22 protein-coding genes are annotated in these 22,795 nt (G+C 59.0%); 18 read left to right on the forward strand and 4 right to left on the reverse strand.

Annotated elements, in window-relative coordinates; all coding sequences use genetic code 11:
- Positions 1-41: 41 nt before the first annotated feature.
- Genes ACR0KL_RS01705 through dusB form a run of 3 tightly spaced genes read right to left on the reverse strand, consistent with a single transcriptional unit; the run spans position 42 to position 3,477 of the window.
- Entirely contained in the window at positions 42-1,409 is a 1,368-nt protein-coding gene (locus ACR0KL_RS01705; protein ID WP_170373863.1) for a response regulator, read from the reverse strand.
- Entirely contained in the window at positions 1,409-2,497 is a 1,089-nt protein-coding gene (locus ACR0KL_RS01710; RefSeq protein WP_170676181.1) for an ATP-binding protein, read from the reverse strand. Before ACR0KL_RS01710 ends, ACR0KL_RS01705 begins: the two co-directional genes overlap by 1 nt.
- Positions 2,494-3,477, reverse strand: coding sequence for a tRNA dihydrouridine synthase DusB (gene dusB / locus ACR0KL_RS01715; RefSeq protein ID WP_480554428.1), 984 nt, complete (start codon positions 3,475-3,477; stop codon positions 2,494-2,496). The genes ACR0KL_RS01710 and dusB overlap by 4 nt, the downstream gene beginning before the upstream one ends.
- Positions 3,478-3,659: 182 nt before the next feature.
- Between dusB and ACR0KL_RS01720 the strand changes: the two genes are divergently transcribed.
- The 18 genes from ACR0KL_RS01720 (at position 3,660) to ACR0KL_RS01805 (ending at position 21,777) form a co-directional block, all read left to right on the forward strand.
- Positions 3,660-4,790 (forward strand): bifunctional 2-C-methyl-D-erythritol 4-phosphate cytidylyltransferase/2-C-methyl-D-erythritol 2,4-cyclodiphosphate synthase, encoded by a 1,131-nt coding sequence (locus tag ACR0KL_RS01720; protein ID WP_170676183.1) that lies wholly within the window; start codon positions 3,660-3,662, stop codon positions 4,788-4,790.
- Complete coding sequence (locus ACR0KL_RS01725; RefSeq protein ID WP_170676184.1) at positions 4,787-5,284, forward strand: phosphatidylglycerophosphatase A family protein; 498 nt, start codon at positions 4,787-4,789, stop codon at positions 5,282-5,284. Before ACR0KL_RS01720 ends, ACR0KL_RS01725 begins: the two co-directional genes overlap by 4 nt.
- Positions 5,281-5,757, forward strand: a complete 477-nt coding sequence (locus ACR0KL_RS01730) for a CinA family protein (protein ID WP_170676185.1) — start codon at positions 5,281-5,283, stop codon at positions 5,755-5,757. Before ACR0KL_RS01725 ends, ACR0KL_RS01730 begins: the two co-directional genes overlap by 4 nt.
- 198 nt (positions 5,758-5,955) lie before the next feature.
- The gene (locus ACR0KL_RS01735; RefSeq protein ID WP_170676186.1) at positions 5,956-7,137 is read left to right on the forward strand and encodes an ammonium transporter; all 1,182 of its coding nucleotides are present in this window, start codon (positions 5,956-5,958) and stop codon (positions 7,135-7,137) included.
- A gap of 141 nt (positions 7,138-7,278) precedes the next feature.
- Positions 7,279-7,956, forward strand: coding sequence for an orotate phosphoribosyltransferase (locus ACR0KL_RS01740; RefSeq protein ID WP_480776586.1), 678 nt, complete (start codon positions 7,279-7,281; stop codon positions 7,954-7,956).
- A gap of 259 nt (positions 7,957-8,215) precedes the next feature.
- Complete coding sequence (locus ACR0KL_RS01745) at positions 8,216-9,706, forward strand: replicative DNA helicase (RefSeq protein WP_170676187.1); 1,491 nt, start codon at positions 8,216-8,218, stop codon at positions 9,704-9,706.
- A gap of 106 nt (positions 9,707-9,812) precedes the next feature.
- Complete coding sequence (locus tag ACR0KL_RS01750; RefSeq protein ID WP_170676188.1) at positions 9,813-10,856, forward strand: Hint domain-containing protein; 1,044 nt, start codon at positions 9,813-9,815, stop codon at positions 10,854-10,856.
- Between the two features lie 226 nt (positions 10,857-11,082).
- Positions 11,083-12,117: an alanine racemase gene (gene alr, locus ACR0KL_RS01755; protein WP_170676189.1), complete on the forward strand. Its 1,035-nt coding sequence runs from the start codon at positions 11,083-11,085 to the stop codon at positions 12,115-12,117.
- Entirely contained in the window at positions 12,114-12,896 is a 783-nt protein-coding gene (locus ACR0KL_RS01760; RefSeq protein WP_170458563.1) for an MlaE family ABC transporter permease, read from the forward strand. The genes alr and ACR0KL_RS01760 overlap by 4 nt, the downstream gene beginning before the upstream one ends.
- Positions 12,893-13,639 (forward strand): ATP-binding cassette domain-containing protein, encoded by a 747-nt coding sequence (locus tag ACR0KL_RS01765; RefSeq protein ID WP_170466619.1) that lies wholly within the window; start codon positions 12,893-12,895, stop codon positions 13,637-13,639. Before ACR0KL_RS01760 ends, ACR0KL_RS01765 begins: the two co-directional genes overlap by 4 nt.
- A 66-nt stretch (positions 13,640-13,705) precedes the next feature.
- Positions 13,706-14,902, forward strand: a complete 1,197-nt coding sequence (locus ACR0KL_RS01770) for an adenylate/guanylate cyclase domain-containing protein (RefSeq protein WP_170676190.1) — start codon at positions 13,706-13,708, stop codon at positions 14,900-14,902.
- Positions 14,903-14,985: 83 nt separating this feature from the next.
- Positions 14,986-15,432, forward strand: coding sequence for a paraquat-inducible protein A (locus tag ACR0KL_RS01775; RefSeq protein ID WP_170676191.1), 447 nt, complete (start codon positions 14,986-14,988; stop codon positions 15,430-15,432).
- Positions 15,433-15,587: 155 nt separating this feature from the next.
- A complete protein-coding gene (locus ACR0KL_RS01780; protein WP_170676192.1) occupies positions 15,588-16,370 on the forward strand; it encodes a kinetochore Spc7 family protein in 783 nt (260 codons plus the stop codon).
- 120 nt (positions 16,371-16,490) lie between these two features.
- Entirely contained in the window at positions 16,491-17,855 is a 1,365-nt protein-coding gene (gene radA / locus ACR0KL_RS01785) for a DNA repair protein RadA (protein WP_170676193.1), read from the forward strand.
- A 39-nt stretch (positions 17,856-17,894) separates the two neighbouring features.
- Entirely contained in the window at positions 17,895-18,485 is a 591-nt protein-coding gene (locus ACR0KL_RS01790) for a CvpA family protein (protein ID WP_170641868.1), read from the forward strand.
- Positions 18,486-19,084: 599 nt separating this feature from the next.
- The gene (gene purF, locus ACR0KL_RS01795) at positions 19,085-20,608 is read left to right on the forward strand and encodes an amidophosphoribosyltransferase (protein ID WP_170676194.1); all 1,524 of its coding nucleotides are present in this window, start codon (positions 19,085-19,087) and stop codon (positions 20,606-20,608) included.
- A gap of 221 nt (positions 20,609-20,829) precedes the next feature.
- Entirely contained in the window at positions 20,830-21,078 is a 249-nt protein-coding gene (locus ACR0KL_RS01800) for a hypothetical protein (protein WP_170373882.1), read from the forward strand.
- A 42-nt stretch (positions 21,079-21,120) separates the two neighbouring features.
- Positions 21,121-21,777, forward strand: a complete 657-nt coding sequence (locus ACR0KL_RS01805) for an SDR family NAD(P)-dependent oxidoreductase (protein ID WP_170466605.1) — start codon at positions 21,121-21,123, stop codon at positions 21,775-21,777.
- Between the two features lie 59 nt (positions 21,778-21,836).
- Here ACR0KL_RS01805 and ACR0KL_RS01810 read toward each other — a convergent pair whose 3' ends face one another.
- Positions 21,837-22,679 carry an ATP-binding protein gene (locus ACR0KL_RS01810; RefSeq protein ID WP_170676195.1) on the reverse strand — a complete coding sequence of 281 codons (843 nt, stop codon included), beginning with the start codon at positions 22,677-22,679 and terminating at the stop codon, positions 21,837-21,839.
- Between the last annotated feature and the right edge of the window lie 116 nt (positions 22,680-22,795).

The raw sequence follows: 22,795 nt of genomic DNA on the forward strand, positions 1-22,795 counted from the left end.
TTCCCGGGCGATACCCGAATGCCACGCTTTGTGTGGCGATATTACATCAGTTTGCGACGGCGTGTCACCTGAATATCGAGGTCCGTGATCTTTTTCCGCAGCGTATTTCGGTTAATCCCAAGTAAATCCGCGCATTTTGCCTGGTTTCCGCCGGTGGCTTCCAGTGCAATTTCGATCAACGGCGCCTCAACCTCGCGCAAAATGCGCTGATACAGGCCCGGAGGCGGCAACATATTTCCATGCAAATCAAAATAACGGCGCAGATGGCGCTCAACCGACGTTGCCAGCTTCTCACGCTCTCCTCCGCCCAGAACGGGCTCGGCTTCGGGCTGGCTGCCCAGAACCATCTCAACCTCGGCTTTCGAAATCTCATCGGACCGGCTGGTCAGACTGAGCCTGCGGATCGCGTTCTCCAACTGCCGCACGTTGCCGGGCCAGGAATAGCGCCGGACCAACTCAACCGCATCAGCGCTGAGCCAGCGTTTGGACCCAAGGTCCTTTTCCTCACGGGCCAGAAAATGCTCGGCCAACAGGGTAATATCATCCACTCGCTCGCGCAGGGCTGGAACGTGAATCGTTGCGCCGCAAAGGCGGTAGTAGAGGTCCTGACGGATACGCCCGCCCTCCATCCCGGCAGTCAGATCCGATTGGCTGGTCGCCATGAAGCGGGGCACGTGGTCGCCTGGCGTATCCATCATCCTCACGATCCGCGCCTGAATCTCGTCATCGATATCGGCGATCTCATCAATCAGCAGCGTCCCGCCACGCACCCGCGCCATAACGCGTGCGGGGCCTTCGAGGTCGCGCAAATCAGCCGCAGTTGCCGTCACAAACGGAAGCGTCCGACGATCCGAGAAGTCATGGATAGCCCGCGCAATCAGTGACTTACCGGTCCCACTTTCACCAGAAATCATAACCGAGAGATCGGTGTTCATCACCCGCGCCACCAGACGATATAGCGACTGCATCACCGGCGTGCGCCCGACCAGAGGCAACTCATCCGGGCGCTCATTCTCTTGAGGTTCGGGATCGCTCTGCAGGCGTTGCTTCTGCTCCAAAGCTCGCGCCGTCCGCTTCATCAGATCCGGCAGGTCAAACGGCTTGGGCAGGTAATCGTAAGCATCCGCCTCGGCCGCCTGGATCGCGGTCATGATCGTGTTCTGAGCCGAGATCACGATCACCGGCAATCCCGGCCGGTCCTCGGCGATCTTTGGCAGCATTTCCAAACCGTTGCCGTCCGGCATGACCACGTCCGAGATCACCACGTCCCCTTTGCCTTCGCCAACCCAGCGCATCAGCGTGGTCAGCGAGGATGTGGCATGCACCTTACATCCGGCGCGCGTCAGAGCCTGTGTCAGAACGGTGCGGATCGTGCGGTCGTCATCCGCGACCAGAACGGTGCCATCCATCAGATACTCTCCTCTTTAAGTTTTTTATTTTCAGCCGGCGCACGGCGCAGCGACAGTTTGAAAACGGTCCGCCCCGGCACGGAATCAACGGAAATCCAGCCGTCATGGTCCGAGATGATCTTGCTGACCAAGGCCAGCCCCAGCCCTGTCCCGTTTTCCTTGCCCGAGACAAAGGGGTCAAAGATGTCACTGCGGATTTTCTCCGGCAGGCCCGGACCATCGTCGATGATCTCGATCTGCAGCGGCAGCGAGTGCCCCGATCCATCGCTGCGGCGCAGGCGGAAGGAATGTTCGAAATAGGTGCGCAGGCGGATTGTACCTCCCTGCGGACCCGCCGCCTCGGAGGCGTTTTTCAACAGGTTCAGAACAACTTGCAGAAGTTGGTCCGGGTCCCCAAAGGCCAGCGGCAGCGAGGGGTCATAGTCTTCGACAATGGCCATATCCGCGCCGAAGCCTAACAAGGCCGAACGGCGGGCGCGGTCGAGAACATCGTGGATATTCACCGGCTTGAAATCCGGTTGCTGCAGGTTTCCGAACTGCTCGACCTGCTCCAACAGCTTTACGATCCGGCGGCTTTCGGCAACGATTAGATCCGTGAGTTCTAGGTCTTGCGGCGCGATATTCATGCTTAGCAATTGCGCGGCACCCGTGATCCCCGCCAGTGGGTTCTTGATCTCATGCGCCAGCATTTCGGCCATTCCGATGGCGGATTGCGCGGCGGATTTGACCGTATTGCCCCGCGTCATACGCCCCGCCAATTCGCGCGGGGATATTATCATGATCATCGATCCGGGATGCCCAACCAGCGGCGCAATCTGTAAGGCACATTGCAGCGGTGCGCGGTTGCCCGACCCCGCGTCCACATCGTTGACGAACAAAGGCGTTCCCTGAGCGCGCGCGCGGTCAAAGGCTTCCTCTAGCGGCGCATCAACGGCGATCTGATCCCAGACGGGGTGGCCGATCACCGACTTGCGCGAGGCGTTCAGAAACCCTTCGCCCGAGGAGTTCACATCCGAAATCCTGTCGTCTTGGTCGATGATGAAGGCTGGAACGGGTAGCGAGTTCCAGATGCTCTGATCCGAGGTCATGCGGCCACTCCCTGCTGACTCTCAAGCGCATCGCCCAACAGGCGCAGCACCTCATCCGTATCGCGCGAGGTCAGGACTGCGCGACGCAGAGGCGCAGGCGTTCCGGCGTCATCCATGTACCAGCCAAGATGTTTGCGAGCGACGCGGAGGCCAAGGTCGGTACCGTAAAAACTCAACATCGCCTGATAGTGCGCGCGCACCATGTCGATCAGATCCGCGTTTTCGGGGATCTCCGGCGCATCGGTGCCATAGACCTCATGGCAGATTTGCGCCAGCAGCCATGGCTTGCCCTGCGCCCCTCGGCCAACCATGACGCCATCCGCGCCCGATTGCTTCAGCGCTGTGCGGGCCGCATCCGTATCCACGACGTCCCCATTGGCGATGACAGGGATTGAGACCGCCTCTTTCACTGCTCGGATTGCCTGCCAATCGGCATGGCCTTTGTAAAACTGACAGCGTGTCCGCCCGTGGATCGTGACCATCTGGACCCCCGCCTCCTCGGCCCGGCGCGCCACGTCAGGCGCGTTCAGCAACGCGTCATCCCATCCAAGCCGCGTTTTTAGCGTCACGGGGACATCGACGGCCTCAACCACAGCCTCGATCAAACTCAGGGCGTGATCCGGTGTCTTGAGCAAGGCCGAGCCGGAATAACCGTTGGTCACTTTCTTGGCCGGACAGCCCATGTTGATGTCGATCACGCGCGCGCCACGATCTGCCACCTGACGGGCAGCCTCAGCCATCCAATGCGCCTCACGCCCGGCCAGCTGAACCGCTGTGTTCTCCACATCTGCCGACAGCTCGGCCCGCTCGCGCACGCCAGGTTTGGCCTGAACCATTTCCTGACTGGCGACCATTTCACTGACCACCATGCCCGCGCCAAAGCGCATCACCAGATCGCGGAACGGGCGATCCGTGATTCCAGCCATCGGGGCCAGTAACACAGGCGGAGATACGGTTTTGTCGGCGAGGTGCAGCGTCAACGTGCTTAATCCTTGGGCAATTGCGGATTTGATATCGAATTCGAAGCATATGAACAACAAAACGACGGCCATCAAGCCTGCAAAATCATCACTTGCCCATTTTTTAATCACAATACCATGGGTGATTGCCTCTGCATTCACCGCACCCTAAACAAAGCGCAGCATTCCGGAGAAACCCGACCATGACCACAGCCGCCATAATCGTTGCCGCAGGGCGCGGATTGCGCGCCGGAGGCGGCACGCCCAAGCAATGGCGCGCGCTTGCCGGTCGACGCTTGGCGGATTGGACGATCGACCGGTTTCGCGACCTTGTCGATCACATCGTTTTGGTCTTGTCGGAAGACGACGCCCGGGCTTGGGAGGAGTTTCGCGACACCGACCTGATACTGGCCGCAGGTGGCGCGGATCGGGCAAGTTCGGTTCGTAACGGGTTGCACGCATTGGAAAATCACCAGGTGAGCCGCGTGCTGATCCATGACGTCGCACGGCCCTGTGTCTCAGCGCATCTCATTCAGGACGTTCTGAGCGCGCTGGATACCCACCAGGCTGCCGCCCCCGGTTTGCCCGTTACGGATGCGCTTTGGATCGGGCATGATGGCTCGGTTTCTGGGACGCAGGACCGCAGCAACCTGTTTGCCGCGCAAACCCCTCAGGGATTTGACTACGATGCCATTGTCAAAGCACATGCCGCGCATCCGGGTGGCGCTGCGGATGATGTTGAGGTCGCACGGGCCGCAGGTCTTGAGGTTTGCATTGTACCGGGCGATGCGGACAATTTGAAAATCACCCGCCCCGAGGATTTCGAACGGGCGGAAAGCATAATGGGAACGACTATGGATGTGAGGCTGGGCAACGGCTATGACGTGCATCGTTTTGGCAATGGCAATCACGTGATCCTCTGCGGCGTGAAAGTTCCGCATGAGCGCGGGCTGCAAGGGCATTCCGACGCGGATGTCGGCATGCATGCGGTCACCGACGCGATTTACGGCGCGCTGGCGCAAGGGGATATCGGCCAGCACTTCCCACCCTCGGACCCGCTGTGGAAAGGCGCGGCAAGCGAGATCTTCCTGCGCCATGCAGTCGAGCTGGCCGAGACGATGGGCTACCGCATTTCGAACGTCGATTGTACGCTGGTCTGCGAATACCCCAAGATCGGCCCTCATGCCCCCAAAATGAAAGAAGAAATGTCTAAAATCATGGGATTGCGCGCCGATCAGGTCTCGGTCAAGGCCACCACGTCTGAGCGTCTGGGCTTTACCGGTCGTAGCGAGGGCATCGCGTCGCTCGCCACTGCTTGTCTGGTGAAAGCATGAGTATCGCGCGTCTGATCGGAACTGTCTGCGGCGTCGGATATCTGCGCCCTGCCCCCGGCACATGGGGATCGCTTGCGGCTTTACCCCTAGTCTGGGTCCTGCACGTTTTGGGCGGCTTCCCCCTGCTCATCCTTGCGACGCTCGTTGTGTTCATCGCAGGGCTGTGGGCCACCAAGGTGATGACCGCCGGGCAAGAGGATCACGACCCTTCCGAGATCGTCGTTGATGAGGTCGCGGGCCAATTCATCGCGCTCTGGGCCATTTCCTACCCAAGCTGGGCACACGGGATCGAAATCACTGCGCTCTGGCCCGGTTGGGTCGCGGGTTTCCTGCTGTTCCGGCTATTCGACATCACCAAGCCCGGCCCGGTCGGCTGGGCCGATCGCAAAGGAGACGCGATGGGCGTGATGCTGGACGATGTGATCGCCGGGATCTTTGCCGCCATCGGTGTGATGGTTCTGGCCGGGATCGCACATGGAGTGTTGGGCCTATGACCGTATCCGAGCTGCTGGACCAAGCCAAAGCCCAAGGCATCATGATCGCGACTGCAGAAAGCTGCACGGGCGGCATGGTGGCTGCTGCTTTGACCGACATCCCCGGCAGCTCGGCCGTAGTGGACCGCGGGTTCGTCACCTACACCAACGACGCCAAGCAGCAGATGCTAGGCGTGCGCGGCGAGACACTGAACGCCTATGGCGCGGTCTCAGAGCAGGTCGCACAAGAAATGGCCGATGGCGCACTGAGGCAGTCGCGCGCGCAACTAGCCGTGTCGATCACTGGCATCGCAGGCCCCGGAGGGTCAGAATTCAAACCCGAAGGTCGGGTGTGCTTTGGCCTTGCTGCCGCAGGGCAACCCACGCGCACCGAAACTGTCGAGTTCGGCGCTCTGGGGCGCGAAAGGGTTCGTCAGGCCGCGCGGGATCATGCACTGAAAATGCTTTATTTCGGTCTTTCGCAAACCGCTTAAATTTACATCAAAGACGTCACCATGACGCAAAATTATGCGTCAGTTGACAAAAAGCTGCCAAAATAGGCGTCTTTTTGCACCTCTGCCTCTTTTTTCCCCGATCCAGCTCAGCTTCAACCCGCCGCACACCACTCACGAGGTGTCGGCCGTGGCGGTTTGCCCGGCCGACGCCCAAACGGCAAAAAAGGAGACCGGCCCATGAACGGAGCCGATACAGCCTGGATCATTGTGGCAACCGCACTGGTCCTGTTCATGACATTGCCGGGCCTTGCCCTGTTCTATGGCGGGCTTGTGCGTGCCCGAAATGTCCTCAGCGTGTTTATGCACTGCTTCTCGATTGCCTGTTTAATGAGCATCCTTTGGCTGGTCGCGGGCTATTCCATCGCTTTCGGGCCCGGTGAAAGTGGGTTCTGGGGTGGATTGGGCAAAGCGTTCCTGAGCGGTGTCGATACCGACAGTCTGGCGGGCACCCTACCCGAAATCCTATTCTTTGCCTTCCAGATGACCTTCGCGATCATCACCCCCGCCCTAATCGTCGGCGCCTATGTCGAGCGGGTCGGCTTTGGCTTTGTCCTCACCTTCTCGAGCCTGTGGATGCTGCTGTGCTATGCACCGGTGGTCCACTGGATCTGGGGCGGTGGGATGCTGTCCGATGGCGGCATTCTGGGTGAGATCGGCGTGCGCGACTTTGCTGGCGGCATTGTTGTTCACGAGACCGCGGGTCTGGCCGCGCTGATCATCGCCGTGATCCTCGGCCCACGCCGCAACCGCACGACGCCTCCGCACAATCCGGGCTTTGTCATGATCGGCGCCGCGATGTTGTGGGTCGGCTGGTTCGGTTTCAACGGCGGTTCGCAACTGGCCGCTGACGGAGGCGCCGCGATGGCCATGACCGTCACACATCTGTCCGCCGCGACTGCATCCCTGACCTGGGCACTGTGGGAGAAGATCCGCTTTGGCAAAGCGTCAATGGTCGGTCTGGTCACAGGCACCATTGCTGGTCTGGCCTCGATCACTCCGGCCTCGGGCTTTGTGGGTCCGGTGCAAGCGCTGAGCATCGGGGCCGTTGCAGGTGTTCTCTGTCAGGAGGCCGTCTTTATCATCCGCAACAAGCTGAACATCGACGACACGCTGGACGTTTTTGCCGTGCACGGTGTCGGGGGCATCTTTGGCACCCTGATGATTGCGCTGTTCGGTCTGGGCACATGGACAGCACAACTTGGAGGCCTTTTGATTGTGGGTGCCTTTACGGCAGTTGTCACCTTTGTGTTGATTAAGGTGGTTGCAGCCATCACTCCGCTTCGCGTAGACGCCGAGACCGAGACAAACGGCCTCGACCTGTCGGTACATGGCGAGCGTGCCTATGACATGAGCAGCTAAGCCCACCTTGGTTGCCCATTGCCCGTAAGGGCAAAAGCGGACCTATCGCGGGTCCGCTTTTTCTTTGTTCGGCCCTCTCGACTCCGGGCCGATGGACAGGCTATCAGCCCGCAACACTCTTTCAGCCCCGAGGTTTGCGCCATGATCCCCAGTTCATTTCCCGACAGCTCTGAAATTGCCCGCCTGACCGCGCGGATGCTGCTGGAGATCAAGGCCGTTCACTTCAACTCGCGTGAGCCGTTCACGCTGGCCTCGGGCCTGCCAAGCCCGACCTATATCGATTGCCGCAGGCTGATCTCATACCCCCGCATCCGCTCGACCCTGATGGACTTCCTGACCGTCACAGTGATGCGCGAAGCCGGGTTCGAGGCGTTCGACAATATCGCGGGCGGTGAAACGGCGGGCATCCCCTTTGCCGCCATGGTCGCCGAGCGTATGGCCCTGCCCATGACCTATGTGCGTAAAAAGCCCAAAGGCTACGGCCGCAACGCCCGCATCGAAGGCGCGATGAGCGAAGGTGAACGCGTGCTGCTGGTCGAAGATCTGACCACCGATGGCGGCTCCAAGCTGTCCTTTGTCGATGCGATCCGTGAAACGGGCGCGACCTGCGGCCATACAGCGGTGATCTTTTACTACGGCATCTTTCCAGAGACCGAGAAGACCCTGGGCGATCACGGCGTGAAGCTGCATTCGCTGTGCACTTGGTGGGACGTTCTGGCCGAGGCCAAGGCGCAAAAGGCCTTTGACGAAGAGACCCTTAGCGGTGTCGAAGCCTTCCTGAACGACCCGCGCGGGTGGCAGGACGCGAATAAATCGTAAAATTCGGCCTGTGGGTAAGCTGGGGATAGTTGATTTTCGAATCGATCCAACGCGCGCCTATCTAGTCGAATTTCGCGCCCATCACACCAAATGTTGCGATAGCTTTCGTCCCGTGCAAAACTGGGCGGAAGTTATCCCCATTCAGATGGGCAGTTATCCCGAAGCCGGGGGCGGTTATACCAACTTACCCCCATTCATTTGCAGATAGCTTGAACCGGGGCTTGGCGTGTAGAACCTCGGAACGGGCAGCGGGGACAATATGAACGAGATCAGCAGTATCGAGCAGGCAGCGGCGCAGATTCAGAACGCCGAGACCATGCCGCATTCCATTGAGGCCGAACAGCAGCTTTTGGGCGCGATCCTAACCAATAACGACCTCTATGACCGGGTCGCTTCGATCATCGGGGCCGAGCATTTCTACGACCCAGTTCACTCGCGGATTTACGAGGTCGCAGCCACGCGCATCGCCAAGAATGCGCTGGCTTCACCCGTGACGCTGAAATCCTTCATGGCGGATGACGAGGGCCTGAAGGAATTGGGCGGACCCGCCTATCTGGTCAAACTCGCCGGAGCCTCGATCAGTGCCTTCGCGGTGCATGACTATGCCCAGATGATCTATGATCTGGCGATCCGGCGCGAGCTGATCCGGCTGGGTCGCGACATCTCGGACAAGGCCGCGCGGGTCGATGTGTCCAGTGAGCCCAAAGAGCAAATCGTCGAGGCCGAGCAACAGCTCTATCAGCTCTCCGAGCAGGGCCAGACCGAACAGGGTTTCCAATCCTTCCTAAAGGCGGTCACAGAAGCCGTCAACGTCACCAATGAGGCGTACCAGCGCGGTGGCGGCATGGCGGGGATTTCCACCGGTCTGGCCGACTTGGATAAACAATTGGGCGGGTTGCACCCATCGGACCTGATCATTCTCGCGGGTCGTCCGTCGATGGGTAAAACCTCGCTAGCGACCAACGTGGCGTTCAACGTGGCCAAGGCCTATAAGCGCGGGCTGAAACCCGATGGCAGCGAAGGCGCGATTGATGGCGGTGTCGTGGGTTTCTTCTCGCTCGAGATGAGCGCCGAACAGCTGGCAGGTCGTGTTCTGGCCGAAGCCTCGGAAATCTCCAGCCACAAGATCCGTCAAGGTGACATGACCGAGGCCGAGTTCCGCCGCTTCGTTGATGCCGCCAAAGAACTGGAGGCCTGTCCCCTGTTCATTGACGACACGCCTGCCCTGCCGATTTCGCAGTTGGCAGCGCGTGCGCGGCGGTTGAAGCGGACGCACGGGCTGGACCTGCTGGTCATCGACTATCTGCAGCTGTGCCGCGGCATGTCGGACAACCGTGTCAACGAGATCGCCGAGATTTCGATGGGCATGAAGGCAATCGCCAAAGAGTTGAACATCCCGGTGATCGCCCTGTCCCAGCTATCGCGTCAGGTCGAAAACCGCGATGACAAGCGCCCGCAACTGTCCGACCTGCGGGAATCGGGCTCGATCGAGCAGGACGCCGATGTGGTGATGTTCGTGTTCCGCGAGGAATACTACAAGGAACGCGAAAAGCCCGGCGATCACGAGTTGGAAAAGATGGAAGAGTGGAAACAGGCCATGGAGCGCCTGCATGGCAAAGCCGAGGTCATCGTCGGCAAGCAGCGCCACGGCCCCATCGGCACGGTCGAGTTGTCGTTCGAGGCGCAGTTCACCCGCTTTGGCAATCTTGTCAAACCCTGGCAACAGGGCGGCGAGATCGAAGGGTACTAATAGTCACCTTTCACATTCAAACAGCCGATTTTGAATGCCAATCGTCCTGTGTTAGTGTGTACTGAATGACGGCACGTACTGCCGGATTTTAGCAAGGCCTACGTCATTGCCCGCAATCATCTCGGAAATACGATACAGAAACGGGCCGAATTTTGCGCCGGACGGCGATTTCATCGAAATCCGCGTTCCGACCGGTACGGATGTCTCGGGCCTGAGGGTGCAGGTTTACAACGCCAATGGCTCCGTCCGGAGCTCCACGGATGTCGACACTGCGCCGGTGAACACGGTCAGCGGTTTCGACTATTACGTGGTCTCTGCCCGCATCAACCGGCTGGGCGCGGTGTCGCTGGATGACAATGGCGCTGTGCTCAGTTTTGTGTCCTTCGACAATGAGGTCACTGCAACACAAGGCGCCGCCAGCGGGCAAACCTCTACCCAGATCGGCAGCAACGGAACAGATGACACCTCGTCCCTTACCTCGACCGACGGGGTGAATTTCGTCGAGAACCCCAACCCGAGCCCCGGCGCGCCCTGTTTCACGGCAGGCACTCTGATCGGCACGCCACGTGGCAACGTTCCCGTTGAGGCACTCCGCGCCGGAGATCAGGTTCTGACTGAAGATGGCCCGCCCGAGGCGCTGCATTTGACCCTGTCGCGCAGCCTTAGCCGGGCCGAGTTGATAAAGACCCCGCGGTTGTTTCCAGTTCGCATCGTCGCTGGCGCGCTTGGGCAATCGCTGCCGAAACGTGATCTTATGGTCTCGCGCCAGCATCGGATGCTGATCCGATCTCCGATTGCGCAGCGCATGTTCGGGACCGAATCCGTTTTGGTCTCGGCTATTCAATTGACCCGAATGCCCGGCGTTTTCGTCGACACCAGTGTCTCGCAGGTGACCTATCACCACCTTGTGTTCGACCGCCACATGGTGCTGTTTGCCGAAGGCGCGCCCAGCGAAAGTCTGTTTACCGGCCCGCAGGCGCTGCAATCCATGGATGACGCCTCACGCGAAGAGTTGATGCTGCTGTTCCCGCAACTGGCTCTCTTTGCCGCCCCACAGCCTGCTCGCTACATTCCAAGCAATAAACGCCAACGCAAATTGGTGACCCGGCACCTTAACAACAACAAGCCCCTGCTTGACGAGCGGCGATAAGACGGGTCACCCGCGTGGGTCACTCTGAACGATCCGCCGTTCAAAGGACCTTTGACTTGTATCGCTGCACAATCCCGTTACGCGCATCACTGCCAGTCAAAAGCCCCTCGAACCTGCCCAAATTCCTGCGTCAGATGGCCGTATGCCGCCTATCTTGCGGATTTTCCAGACAGGTTGTGTACGATCCCCTCTTGACCTGCCGCGTTCCAGTGTCATGAACAACTCCATGAGTACCGCACGTTTGACGATCAATCTTCAGGCGCTCGCCAGCAACTGGCGGGCGCTCGATGCTAAAACGGATGTCGAAACCGGCGCCGTCGTTAAGGCCGACGCCTATGGTCTTGGGGCCGAACCTGTCGCCTGGTCTCTGGCCGAGGAAGGTGTCCGCAAGTTCTTTGTCGCCGTCGCCGAAGAAGGCGCAGACGTTCGCGAGGCGGTCGGGCCCGGTCCGATGATCGCTGTATTCTCAGGTCATATGGACGGGGATACCGAGCTGCTGCGCGATCACGACCTGACACCCCTGATCAACTCGGGCGAGCAATTCCAACGCCACCAACAGGCTCTGCCTGAACATGGGTTCGGCATCCAGCTTGACACCGGCATGAACCGTCTGGGGTTGGAGCCCGCCGACTGGGCCGAGTTGCGCCCCAAGGCCGAGGCGTTGAACCCGGCGGTTGTGATGTCCCATCTGGCCTGCGCGGACGAGCCGGACCACCCGATGAACCAGCAGCAGCTGACCGCGTTTCGCGGGATGACTGATGGTATGACGGCCCCACGGTCTCTGGCCGCGACCGGAGGCACTTTGCTGGGACCTGAATTCCACTTTGACTTCTGCCGCCCGGGCATCGGCCTATATGGCGGGATGCCCTTTGCCGATGCCAAGCCCGTCGTCACCGTCGATCTGCCGGTCGTGCAGGTGCGTGACGTCGCGGTCGGAGAAACCGTAGGCTATGGCAACAGCTGGACGGCACGCCGCCCGTCGAAGATCGCAACCGTCACAGCAGGATACGCAGACGGCCTGCACCGTGCCATTGGCGGTGGCATTGACGCCTTCGCAGGAAACCAACCCTGCCCGGTCGTCGGTCGCATCTCGATGGACCTGATCACCATCGACGTCACCGATCTGGGCTTTGAGCCGGAGAAACTACGCATCCTCAACGGACATCAAACCGTTGACGATCTGGCCGAGGCTGCAGGCACAATCGGCTATGAAATCCTGACCTCTATGGGCCGCCGTTATTCACGAGGGTACGTGGAATGAACCCGCTGTCTCTGCTGGGTGGGCTGGGCCGCACAGTTCTGACCCTGCTGGCCGCGTTTGGGCGCGTGACCCTGTTCGCTCTGGACTCGCTGTCGCACATCCTGCGCCCGCCCTACTACCCGCGCGAGATCGCGATGGCGCTGCTGAATATCGGCTGGCTGTCGCTGCCCGTGGTCGGCCTGACCGCCATCTTCACCGGCGGCGCGCTGGCCCTACAGATCTATGCAGGCGGCGCACGGTTCAATGCCGAGGCCGTGGTCCCTCAGATCGTCGCCATCGGCATGGTGCGAGAGCTTGGCCCGGTTCTGGTCGGGTTGATGATCGCCGCCCGCGTGACCTCCTCCATCGCCGCCGAAATCGCAACGATGAAAGTGACCGAGCAGATTGACGCGCTGGTCACCCTATCGACCCATCCGATGAAATACCTGACCGCCCCACGCGTGCTGGCGGCGCTGATCACGGTGCCGATCCTTGTCGGTATCGGAGACATCATCGGCATCATGGGCGGCTATACGGTGGCGACACAGAACCTCGGGTTCAACCCGGCCGCCTATCTGCAAAACACGGTCAACTTCCTTGAGGCCCGCGACATCGTCTCATCCCTTGTCAAAGGCGCCGCCTTCGGCCTGATCGCCGCCATCATGGGCTGCTACTACGGCATGAACTCGGGCCGAGGCGCACAGGGCGTGGGTCGCGCCACCAAGGGTTCGGTCGAAGCCGCCGCCGTGCTGATCCTCGCCGCCAACTTCGTTCTTACAGGAGTGTTCTTCTCGCTATGATCCGGATGGAGAACGTCAAAAAGTCCTTCGATGACAACCACGTGCTGCAGGGCATGAACCTTGAGATTCCCAAGGGCACCTCGATGGTGATCATCGGAGGATCCGGCACGGGTAAATCGGTCGCGCTGAAATGTATCCTTGGATTGATCAAGCCCGACAGCGGCATGATCTATGTCGACGGCAAGGACGCCAGCAAAGGCGACCGAGACGCATTTCTGGCGCGCTTTGGCATGTTGTTTCAGGGCGCGGCCCTTTTTGACTCACTGCCCGTTTGGCAGAACGTGGCCTTCCGTCTGCTGCGCGGGTCGCTGAAACGCCCCACGGATGAGGCGCGCGAGATCGCCATCGAGAAACTCCGCCGTGTTGGCCTGAAATCCAACGTCGCCGACCGCTTTCCGTCCGAGCTGTCGGGGGGCATGCAGAAACGAGTGGGCCTTGCCCGCGCCATCGCCGCCGAGCCCGAGATTATCTTTTTCGACGAACCCACAACCGGGCTCGACCCGATCATGTCTGGCGTCATCAACGATCTGATCCGAGAGATCGTGACAGAGATGGGCGCAACCGCCATGACCATCACCCACGACATGACCTCTGTCCGCGCAATTGCCGACAACGTGGCGATGCTGCATGACGGGGTGATCCAGTGGACCGGGCCTGTGGGTCAGATGGATGCCTCGGGCGATCCGTATCTGGAGCAGTTCATCAGCGGAAGCGCGGAGGGGCCGATTGAGGCGGTGCGGTGATAAAACCAGTCGATCAATTCGTTGAATTCGAGTAGAGTTTGCTCTCAAGCAATTTTGAGCATCCATATGGTCGACAGTATAAAAGTTGGCTCCATTGTAGACTGGCTAGTCGCGGGAGCACCCCCGCCCAAGTCAATTGAAGAACTTTTGTTAGAGTGCTCTTCTCGTCTTATCGACGCTGGGGTGCCGCTTTCTGCATGTGTGGTTAACGGTATTTTCGTACATCCTCAAATCAGAGGTATTCGGTACAGCTGGACACGAGAAAAAGGCGTCAGAAGAAGAACTTTTGATCATTCCTTTATGAAATCTCCAGAGTTCCTCGAAACGCCGCTTTCCAAGATGATTGAAAATCCAGAAGAGATTCGTTTTCGCTTTTCGAGCGGAAAAACGCGAGTTACGTCAAGGTTTCAAAGAGCCTACAAAGACTTGGGGTATAGCGACGTCTTGATTTTACCTCTAGTGAACACTGACGGAAGCGCCACGGGAAACATAGAGTTTTCGACTAAAGACGCAGGAGGCTTCAATGGCCAGCAAGTTGAGGCTCTCAATGCGCTCCGGAACCCAATTGCAAGGCTGAAGGAATATCACACCGAGCATTTTGACAAAAAATATGTTCTCGAGTCCTATGTCGGACGCGAACCATGCAAAAAAATCCTTAGCGGCAAAGTAAGTCGAGGTGAAGGCGAAGTGGTTACAGCGGTCGTCTTGTTTGCGGACCTTTCGGGCTTCACTCAGATTGCTGATGCATCAAATTATGAGAGCGTGTTGGGAACTCTTAATTCCTTTTTTGGAATCGTCGGGCAGAACGTCGAAAAGTACCAAGGTGAGATTTTAAAATTCATTGGAGATGGAGTTTTAGTAATTTACAGCTCTTCATTTTCTAGAGACGCGCAAAAAGCAGCTGCGCAATGTGCCTTAGCAACTGTTGAAGATATAAAAAAAGAAATGGAAGCTCAATTTCCAGAGAAGCATCTTTCGTTCAAATCGTCCCTCCATGTAGGCGAAGTGTTCCTAGGAAACATTGGAACAGAGTCGAGATTAGACTTTACTGCGATAGGGCCAGCAGTGAATTTAACAGCGCGGATGCTCGAAGAGGCGACCAAACAAGGTATCAAGATGATATGTTCTGCTGCTTTTCAAGATCTTCTCGACGACATCGAAACGGTTGCGATGGAGCGTGAGCTTCGTGGTTTCAAAAAAAGCCAAAAAGTCTACCAAATTCGAAACTACTCCATCCCTGCAACGTGGAAAGGATTCTCATAGTGTCAGCCAGATCAGTTTGTACATGACTAGTAAGGACTCAGTACTTTGTACGTTTTCGTGTATCCGCGTTCTTGTTCGAGACTATGACCCTCCGCCTCGCCACCCTCTCTCTCCTGATCCTCTACCCCATCGCGTGGTTCGCCCCTCTGATGCGCGCAGGCCTGCTGCCGATCTTCGGACTTTCCGAAATCAGCGTCATCACCGGCCTCCAATCCCTGTGGAAATCCGACATCTTCCTCGCGCTGGTCGTCACCGTCTTCGCCCTCTTCGCGCCCTACATCAAAACCATCGGCACCGCCCTGATCCAATGGGACCTGCTAGATGCCCGCGTCCAACCCGCACTGAACATCGTGGGCAAGCTCGCCATGGCCGATATCTTTCTCATCGCGCTCTATATCACGCTGGCCAAGGGGATCTCTTACGCGACCATCGAGACGGCCTGGGGCCTCTACCTGTTTACCGGCTGCATTCTGGCCTCGATCGCGCTGGGATATATTACCGAGATGACATCCACTTCACGAAAAGCTTAGACCGTGTTGATTGAAAACACATTTCTAAGTATCATCTTTATATTTCGAGCAGCAAATTTCTAGTGTGTACGGGTCCGCAGAGGATCACCTTGCGTGTTTGATATGTCCTCCGCTTCGGCCCGATTTGTATCGGTTTGAGAAGGAGATGGACGACCATGCCCGCCCTCAACAACATTACATTGCAATTTCAGAATGCCTTTTTAAGACTGACTTTTTTCATGATCTGCATCGCGGCCCTTGGCGCGGTGGTTGCAACTTCACTCTCGGCGCTGGGGGTTTTGCCCTGGCTGTCCCTTCAGGCCGGATTCGGCCAGACCGGCGTGATCGACGCCGGGATTTTTGTTCAGATCGGCCTGACCTGCTTGATTCTCATGCTGGGCTTCTACCTACCCTCCAGCGCCCGGATGATGGCGCTCGAGAACGCGCACAGGAAGTTTTCGCTGAACATGCAGGACATCGTCGAGGCCTACCAGATCGCCCATGCCGCAGACCGCAGCGGCGTTTTCGCTCTGGCCTCGGAGTTCGATGCGGTCAAAGAGCGTATGGCCTTTCTGCGCGACCACCCCGACCTTCAGGCGTTGGAACCTGAGATCCTGGAAACCGCCGCTCAGATGAGCCAGATCAGCCACGAACTGGCCGAAACCTATGGCAACGAGCGGGTCGAACGCGCCCGCACATTCCTGAAACAGCGGCAGGAAGAGGTCGAACTGTTCCAACAACGGATTGAAGACGCCCAGACCATCCTGCACGAACTCAGCCAATGGACGCGAGATATCGAGATCGAGGAATCCATCGCCAAATCCCAACTGACGCGCCTGCGGGATGAACTCTTCGACCTTCTTCCTGAACTTTCGGCGCAATTGCAGACACCCCCCGACGGCAGCGACCCAAGCGCGTCCAGCGTGGTCGCCATGTCGCCCCCACGCGCTGCAGAATAGGCGCGTCAGCGCCCGCCGCACCCGATGGCCCGCAGGGCCTGAGGGCGCGGCGCGCCACCGGCGGAGAGGAAAGCCCGCAAGGGCTTGAAGAACCGCCCATCCTCGGGCACCAAAGGCCTCATGGCAAAGACGACTTCTTTCTCCTGTTCGGCCTGCGGCGCGACACATACAAGATGGTCCGGGCGATGCGACGCCTGCGGCGAATGGAACACGATCACCCAGGACGTGCCCCTGTCGGCGGGCCCGGCAAAGAAATCCCTCGGCGGTAAGCGGGGCCAGTCCATTGCACTCACGGACTTGTCGACCGAGGAGACCCCGCCACCCCGTACACTCAGCGGGGTGGATGAGCTTGACCGCGTTCTGGGCGGCGGCCTCGTCCCCGCCTCGGCCCTGCTGGTGGGCGGAGACCCTGGCATCGGCAAATCCACCCTTCTGCTGCAAGCCGCCGCTCGGTTCGCGCGCGCGGGCGTCAAAACGATCTATGTCTCGGGCGAAGAAGCCAGCGCGCAGGTCCGTATGCGTGCTCGCCGTTTGGGGCTCGAGGACGCGCCGGTTCAACTGGCGGCTGAGACCAACCTGCGCAACATTCTGACAACGCTTGAGGCTGAAAAACCCGGCCTCGCCATCATCGACTCGATTCAGACCATGTGGGCCGACAATGTGGACAGTGCGCCCGGCTCGGTTTCACAAGTCCGGGCCGCAGCGCATGAATTGACCACGTTTGCAAAACGACACGGTGTTTCGATCGTGATGGTTGGTCATGTCACCAAAGAGGGCCAAATCGCAGGCCCGCGCGTTGTCGAACACATGGTCGACACCGTTCTCTATTTCGAAGGCGAACGCGGCCACCAGTTCCGCATCCTGCGCGCGGTCAAAAACCGTTTTGGCCCCGCAGATGAAATCGGCGTGTTCGAGATGACGGGCAAAGGGTTGGCGCAAGTCACTAATCCCTCGGCCCTGTTCCTGTCCGAACGCGGCACGCCGAGCCCCGGCTCGGCCGTTTTTGCCGGGATCGAAGGCACTCGCCCCGTCTTGGTGGAATTGCAGGCACTCGTCGCCCCGTCACCGCATTCGCAACCCCGCCGTACCGTCGTCGGCTGGGATAGCGGACGGCTGGCGATGATCCTTGCCGTGCTCGAGGCCCGCTGCGGCATCCCCTTCGCGGGTCTCGACGTCTATCTGAACGTCGCCGGAGGGCTGAAGATCAGTGAACCCGCCGCCGATCTGGCCGTTGCCGCAGCGTTACTAAGTGCACGAGAAGACAGCGCCCTGCCCGCTGATACCGTCGTTTTCGGAGAAATCTCGCTGTCCGGGGCACTTAGACCGGCCCCTCAGACCGAAAACAGGTTGAAAGAAGCACAAAAACTTGGTTTCACATCGGCAATCGCTCCGGCGGGCGGCAAGACCGGCACTGTGGCAGGTCTGACACTCACCCGACCCTCTGATTTGGTCGGGTTTGTTGGCGAAACCTTCGGAGCAGGTTAAAGTCCGGCCCTGAGGGGCAGAAAAGAACAGGCGAGGGCCATGGAAGGTTTTACAATTATTGACGGGGTTGTGGCCCTGATCATCGTGCTGTCAGGCATTCTGGCCTATTCGCGCGGGTTCATGCGCGAGGTTCTTGCCATCGCGGGCTGGGTGGCAGCAGCCGTTCTGGCATTCATCTTCGCACCGCAGGCCGTGCCGCTGGTCAAAGAAATCCCGGTGGTCGGAGATTTCCTGCGCGACAGCTGCGAATTATCGGTCATCACCGGCTTTGCGGCCGTGTTTGCAATTGCCCTGATCATCGTCAGCATCTTCACGCCGCTATTTTCATCGCTGGTGCAACGGTCGGCACTGGGCGGTCTGGATCAGGCGCTTGGCTTCTTCTTCGGCATCGCGCGGGGCATCTTGCTGGTCGCTATCGCGTTCTTTGTCTACGACACCGTGATGACCGGCCAGTCCTACACGCTTGTAGACGAAAGCCGCTCGGCCAAGGTGTTCGAACAGTTCAGCACCCAGATCGAAGAACAAAACCCCGAGGCCGCGCTGGGTTGGGTCACTGCACAATACGAAGAGCTGGTGGCCAGCTGCACCGCAGGCGACTCGGCCCCTGCTGCGGAAACCACCGACAGCTAAATCACACAGACAGTTAATCGAAAAGCGCGGCCTCGCGCCGGGCTTTTTCATTGAACGAACCCCTCACCCCCGCAGACCGTGCAGCGGGTGGTTTTCAAGCCGAAACAGCCATCACACCGGCTGGAAATCGGTTTACCCAGAATATCACGACTTTTGACCACTTCACCTGCCCCATTGCAGATCGGGCACGGCGCACGCCCCATGCCGCGGCACCGATGGCAGCGCCTTTTCGGCGGCTCATCTTTCTTGTTTGGTGAGCGTTCCTGCCACATTCTGGCCCCCTCCCCGATAAGATCCGCGATGAAATTATGCATATGTCAGCACAAATGAATTCATATGTCACCACGCCGCAACTGAAGAAATCGGAACTGCGGCCTATAGAAATGTGATCCTTTGATGACAGCCGCGTTCTAAGGCAGTATGTGGAGGCCAAAATGCCACGGAATCGGAGCTGTCGGGTTTGTCCTTTCAATGTTCATCTGCCTGCAATGCGGTGATAATGCACCGTCTGGCCTGCAAGATACGAACGGTACGACCCCTCCCTATCCGGCCGTCACTCAACCCTCTGGTCAAAACGTCATAGAAATTGGAGCCCGTACATGTGTGGGATTTTGGGGATCGCAAGCCGGACACATGATGTGTTTGCGGAAATCTATGACGGGCTGTTGATGCTTCAGCACCGGGGGCAGGACGCCTCGGGGATCGTCACATACAACGGTGAGTTCTTTCGCGAGAAAAAAGCAAACGGTCTTGTCAAGGACGTGTTCAACGCGACGGACGCCGAAACGCTTCTGGGCAAGGTCGGCATGGGGCATGTGCGCTATCCCACGGCAGGGTCGCTCAGCGCGTCCGAGGCGCAGCCATTTTTTGTCAACGCGCCCTACGGGATCTATCTGGTCCATAACGGCAACATCACCAACACCGCCGAGCAACGCGAAAAGGTCACCGGCAAGTACAGCCGTCACCTGCGCACCACGTCAGATTCCGAGATCCTGCTGAACGTTCTGGCCGACAAAGTGGCCGACGCGATCAAAGTGAACGGAAACGCCGAGCCCATCCGCAACATCTTTGCCGGAGTTAAGATGACGATGGAGCGTGTGCAAGGCGCTTACTCGGTCATCTGCCTTGTCGCCGGTGTTGGCATGCTGGCCTTCCGCGACCCGCACGGCATTCGTCCGCTTTCGGTTGCAATTCGTGAGACCGAGGGCGATGGCAATGACTACGCCTTTGCCTCCGAGGATGTGGCCTTTGGTATCAACGGCTTTACCAAGATCCGTGACCTGAATCCGGGCGAGGCGATCCTGATTGATCTGGACGGCAATATGCACGAGTTTCACGCCGTCGAAGGCAAGCTGACGCCCTGTATCTTTGAATATGTCTACCTCGCCCGTCCGGATTCCCTGCTGGACGGCGTCTCGGTCTACAAAACCCAGATGCGTATGGGGCAAACGCTGGCCAAACAGATACAAGACTCGGGTCTTCAGATCGACCGCATCATTCCCGTCCCCGACAGCGCACGCCCCGTGGCGCTTGAGGCCGCCAAGATCACCGGCATCCCCTATCGCGAAGGTCTGGTGAAGAACCGCTATGTCGGTCGAACATTCATCATGCCCGGTCAGGCAGAGCGTCAGAAATCCGTCCGCCGCAAGCTGAACGCCATTCCGCTGGAGTTCAAGGATCACAATGTCCTGCTGATCGACGATTCGATCGTGCGCGGCAATACGATCAAGAAGATCGTGCAGATGTGCCGTGAGGCCGGGGCCAAGAAGGTCTACATCGCCAGCGCTTCACCGCCGGTGAAATACCCCAATGTCTATGGCATCGACATGCCCACCAAGCACGAGTTGATCGCCAATGGCAAAGAGATCGAAGAGATTCGCGAAGAACTGGGTGCGGATGCTCTGTTCTATCAGAACCTCGACGATCTGATCTGGGCCGCAAAGGAAGGCAACCCTGAGATCGAGGCGTTCGACTGTTCCTGCTTTGACGGCAACTACATCACCGGCAGCGTCAGCGGTGACTATCTCGACAGTCTCGAAAACAGCACCCGCGTCAGTAAAAAGCGCGAAGACATGCAGGTTGTTGGGGGGTCGTGGAACGCGGCGAAACTGGCGTCGGGCTAAAGAGACAACGCGAATCAGAAAACAACGCAGGCCGTGGGCATCGCCACAGCTTTGGCTGGATTTTGCCGATAGGAATGACCTGATTGCAAAGGCTTCCGGCCCCCTCACCCCGCCGTGATCTGAAGAGAGCGGGGTGATCTTTTGATTTACTTTGCGGTTTGGTAGGCAGCGCTTCACCACCACTCACACAAGGGGTTCGAACCGGGTTCGAGCCGCAGAATATGCCAAATGCCAATGTCAAAAGCGCGGCCACGCAGCGGGGCGCGTTGAAAAGAAATTCGGTCTCGGTTCTGGGTGTCTTTGGCCCGAAAGCCGACCTACGCGCGTTGATGCGCTTGTCATCGGGGCGTGTAAAAGAGGTCAAGCCAGGAAGCCGCGTGGCGTCGGGCACAGTTGTCGCCATTGATGAACACGGGATCATGCTGCGACAAAGCGGCCAGACCCGCCGGATTGGAATTCCGGGGGGCTAGCGCCCTCTTGACGACCCGCGCGCAGGCGTTCAAACCGCTGCCATGACCGATCAGACCAAAATTGCCACCAAAATTGCCCTCGTCACTGGGGCCTCTCGCGGGTTGGGTGCAGCCCTGGCCGAAGCGCTGGCCCCCGAATATCACATCGTCGCCGTCGCCCGTACCACCGGCGGGTTGGAAGAGCTGGACGACCGGATCAAAGCCAAGGGTGGTTCGGCTACCCTTGCGCCCATGGACATCACCGATCCCAACGCGATGGCCACCCTGTGCAGGGGTATTCATGACCGCTGGGGCAAAGTGGATTTGTGGCTTCACACGGCCGTCCACACCTCGGCCCTCACACCGGCGCATTTCGTTGATCCCAAAGAGTGGAAAAAGGCGATGAACACCAACGCCAATGCCACCTCGGTTCTGATTCCTTATGTGACGCCTCTATTGGGTGAGGCCGGTCATGCCGTGTTCTTTGATGACCCCAAGGCGGGCGAGAAGTTCTATGGCATCTACGGCGCCACCAAGGCCGCCCAGATGGGACTGGCACGCAGTTGGCAGGTTGAGACTGAACGGACTGGGCCTAAGGTGTCGATTGTCGAGCCCGCCCCGATGCCGACAGCCGTGCGCGCGCGGTTTCACCCCGGTGAGGATCGCGATGTGCTGACCAGCACAGCGGATGAAGCGGCTCGGATTCTGGCGTTGTTGTAGGGAGTGGCCGGTTGGGCCATGCCTCCGGCGGAGGTATTTTTAGCCAGATGAAGCTGGGATCACGCGATATGGACGCCGTTGCGCCCTGCGAGATCTACGAAGAATTGCCACGCTACACGGCCCGAGCGTGACCCGCGTGTCGCTTGCCATTCAATGGCTTCTGCGCGCAGGGTTTCCGGGTCGACCGACACATTGTAGGCGGCGCAGTAACGGTCGATCATGGCCAGGTATTCGTCCTGGTCACAGGGATGGAAGCCGAGCCAAAGCCCGAACCGGTCGGACAGTGAGACCTTTTCTTCGACTGCTTCCGACGGGTTGATAGCGCTGGAGCGTTCGTTCTCGATCATGTCCCGTGGCATCAGGTGGCGGCGGTTCGAGGTGGCGTAGAAGACTACGTTTTCAGGCCGGCCTTCGATGCCGCCATCCAATACAGCCTTGAGCGACTTATAGTGCTGGTCATCGTGGCTGAACGACAGGTCATCGCAGAACAGGATGAACCGGTGCGGCGCTGCGCGCAGGTGGTTCAACAGCCGCGCGACCGAACTCATGTCTTCGCGCTGAAGCTCGACCAGTTTCAGGTTTGCGTGCTCGGTTTGCAGCGTGCCATGGACGGCCTTGACGAGGCTGGACTTCCCCATCCCTCGCGCGCCCCACAGCAGCGCGTTGTTGGCCTTGTACCCCGCCGCAAAGCGCCTTGTGTTGTCCAACAGCGTATCGCGTGAACGGTTTATGCCGACCAGCAGTTCCAGATCAACGCGGTTGACCTGAGGGACAGGCTCAAGCCGGTCTGGCTCAACCTGCCAGACGAAAGCCGGCGCGGCAATGAAGTCCGGAGCCGCCAAAGGGGCCGGAGCCATCCGCTCTAACGCGTCTGCGATACGGTTCAGGGCTTGGGTATCCATGGTGGCCTCCGGGGTCATATTCCAACGGTGTCAAACCACGTTCGGCTTTTGGCAACAAGGGGTTCCAACGAAAAAGGCGCGCCAGTCATGGCGCGCCTGTCTTGGGAACAGCAAGA

The organism is Ruegeria sp. C8 (assembly GCF_056537565.1).

Excerpts from the sequence above, each read along its gene's own strand:
- ACR0KL_RS01705 (WP_170373863.1), bottom strand. The coding sequence starts at position 1,409 with ATGGATGGCACCGTTCTGGTCGCGGATGACGACCGCACGATCCGCACC.
- ACR0KL_RS01710 (WP_170676181.1), bottom strand. The coding sequence starts at position 2,497 with ATGACCTCGGATCAGAGCATCTGGAACTCGCTACCCGTTCCAGCCTTC.
- ACR0KL_RS01720 (WP_170676183.1), top strand. The coding sequence starts at position 3,660 with ATGACCACAGCCGCCATAATCGTTGCCGCAGGGCGCGGATTGCGCGCC.
- ACR0KL_RS01725 (WP_170676184.1), top strand. The coding sequence starts at position 4,787 with ATGAGTATCGCGCGTCTGATCGGAACTGTCTGCGGCGTCGGATATCTG.
- ACR0KL_RS01730 (WP_170676185.1), top strand. The coding sequence starts at position 5,281 with ATGACCGTATCCGAGCTGCTGGACCAAGCCAAAGCCCAAGGCATCATG.
- ACR0KL_RS01735 (WP_170676186.1), top strand. The coding sequence starts at position 5,956 with ATGAACGGAGCCGATACAGCCTGGATCATTGTGGCAACCGCACTGGTC.
- ACR0KL_RS01740 (WP_480776586.1), top strand. The coding sequence starts at position 7,279 with ATGATCCCCAGTTCATTTCCCGACAGCTCTGAAATTGCCCGCCTGACC.
- ACR0KL_RS01745 (WP_170676187.1), top strand. The coding sequence starts at position 8,216 with ATGAACGAGATCAGCAGTATCGAGCAGGCAGCGGCGCAGATTCAGAAC.
- alr (WP_170676189.1), top strand. The coding sequence starts at position 11,083 with ATGAGTACCGCACGTTTGACGATCAATCTTCAGGCGCTCGCCAGCAAC.
- ACR0KL_RS01760 (WP_170458563.1), top strand. The coding sequence starts at position 12,114 with ATGAACCCGCTGTCTCTGCTGGGTGGGCTGGGCCGCACAGTTCTGACC.
- ACR0KL_RS01765 (WP_170466619.1), top strand. The coding sequence starts at position 12,893 with ATGATCCGGATGGAGAACGTCAAAAAGTCCTTCGATGACAACCACGTG.
- ACR0KL_RS01770 (WP_170676190.1), top strand. The coding sequence starts at position 13,706 with ATGGTCGACAGTATAAAAGTTGGCTCCATTGTAGACTGGCTAGTCGCG.
- ACR0KL_RS01775 (WP_170676191.1), top strand. The coding sequence starts at position 14,986 with ATGACCCTCCGCCTCGCCACCCTCTCTCTCCTGATCCTCTACCCCATC.
- ACR0KL_RS01780 (WP_170676192.1), top strand. The coding sequence starts at position 15,588 with ATGCCCGCCCTCAACAACATTACATTGCAATTTCAGAATGCCTTTTTA.
- radA (WP_170676193.1), top strand. The coding sequence starts at position 16,491 with ATGGCAAAGACGACTTCTTTCTCCTGTTCGGCCTGCGGCGCGACACAT.
- ACR0KL_RS01790 (WP_170641868.1), top strand. The coding sequence starts at position 17,895 with ATGGAAGGTTTTACAATTATTGACGGGGTTGTGGCCCTGATCATCGTG.
- purF (WP_170676194.1), top strand. The coding sequence starts at position 19,085 with ATGTGTGGGATTTTGGGGATCGCAAGCCGGACACATGATGTGTTTGCG.
- ACR0KL_RS01800 (WP_170373882.1), top strand. The coding sequence starts at position 20,830 with ATGCCAAATGCCAATGTCAAAAGCGCGGCCACGCAGCGGGGCGCGTTG.
- ACR0KL_RS01805 (WP_170466605.1), top strand. The coding sequence starts at position 21,121 with ATGACCGATCAGACCAAAATTGCCACCAAAATTGCCCTCGTCACTGGG.
- ACR0KL_RS01810 (WP_170676195.1), bottom strand. The coding sequence starts at position 22,679 with ATGGATACCCAAGCCCTGAACCGTATCGCAGACGCGTTAGAGCGGATG.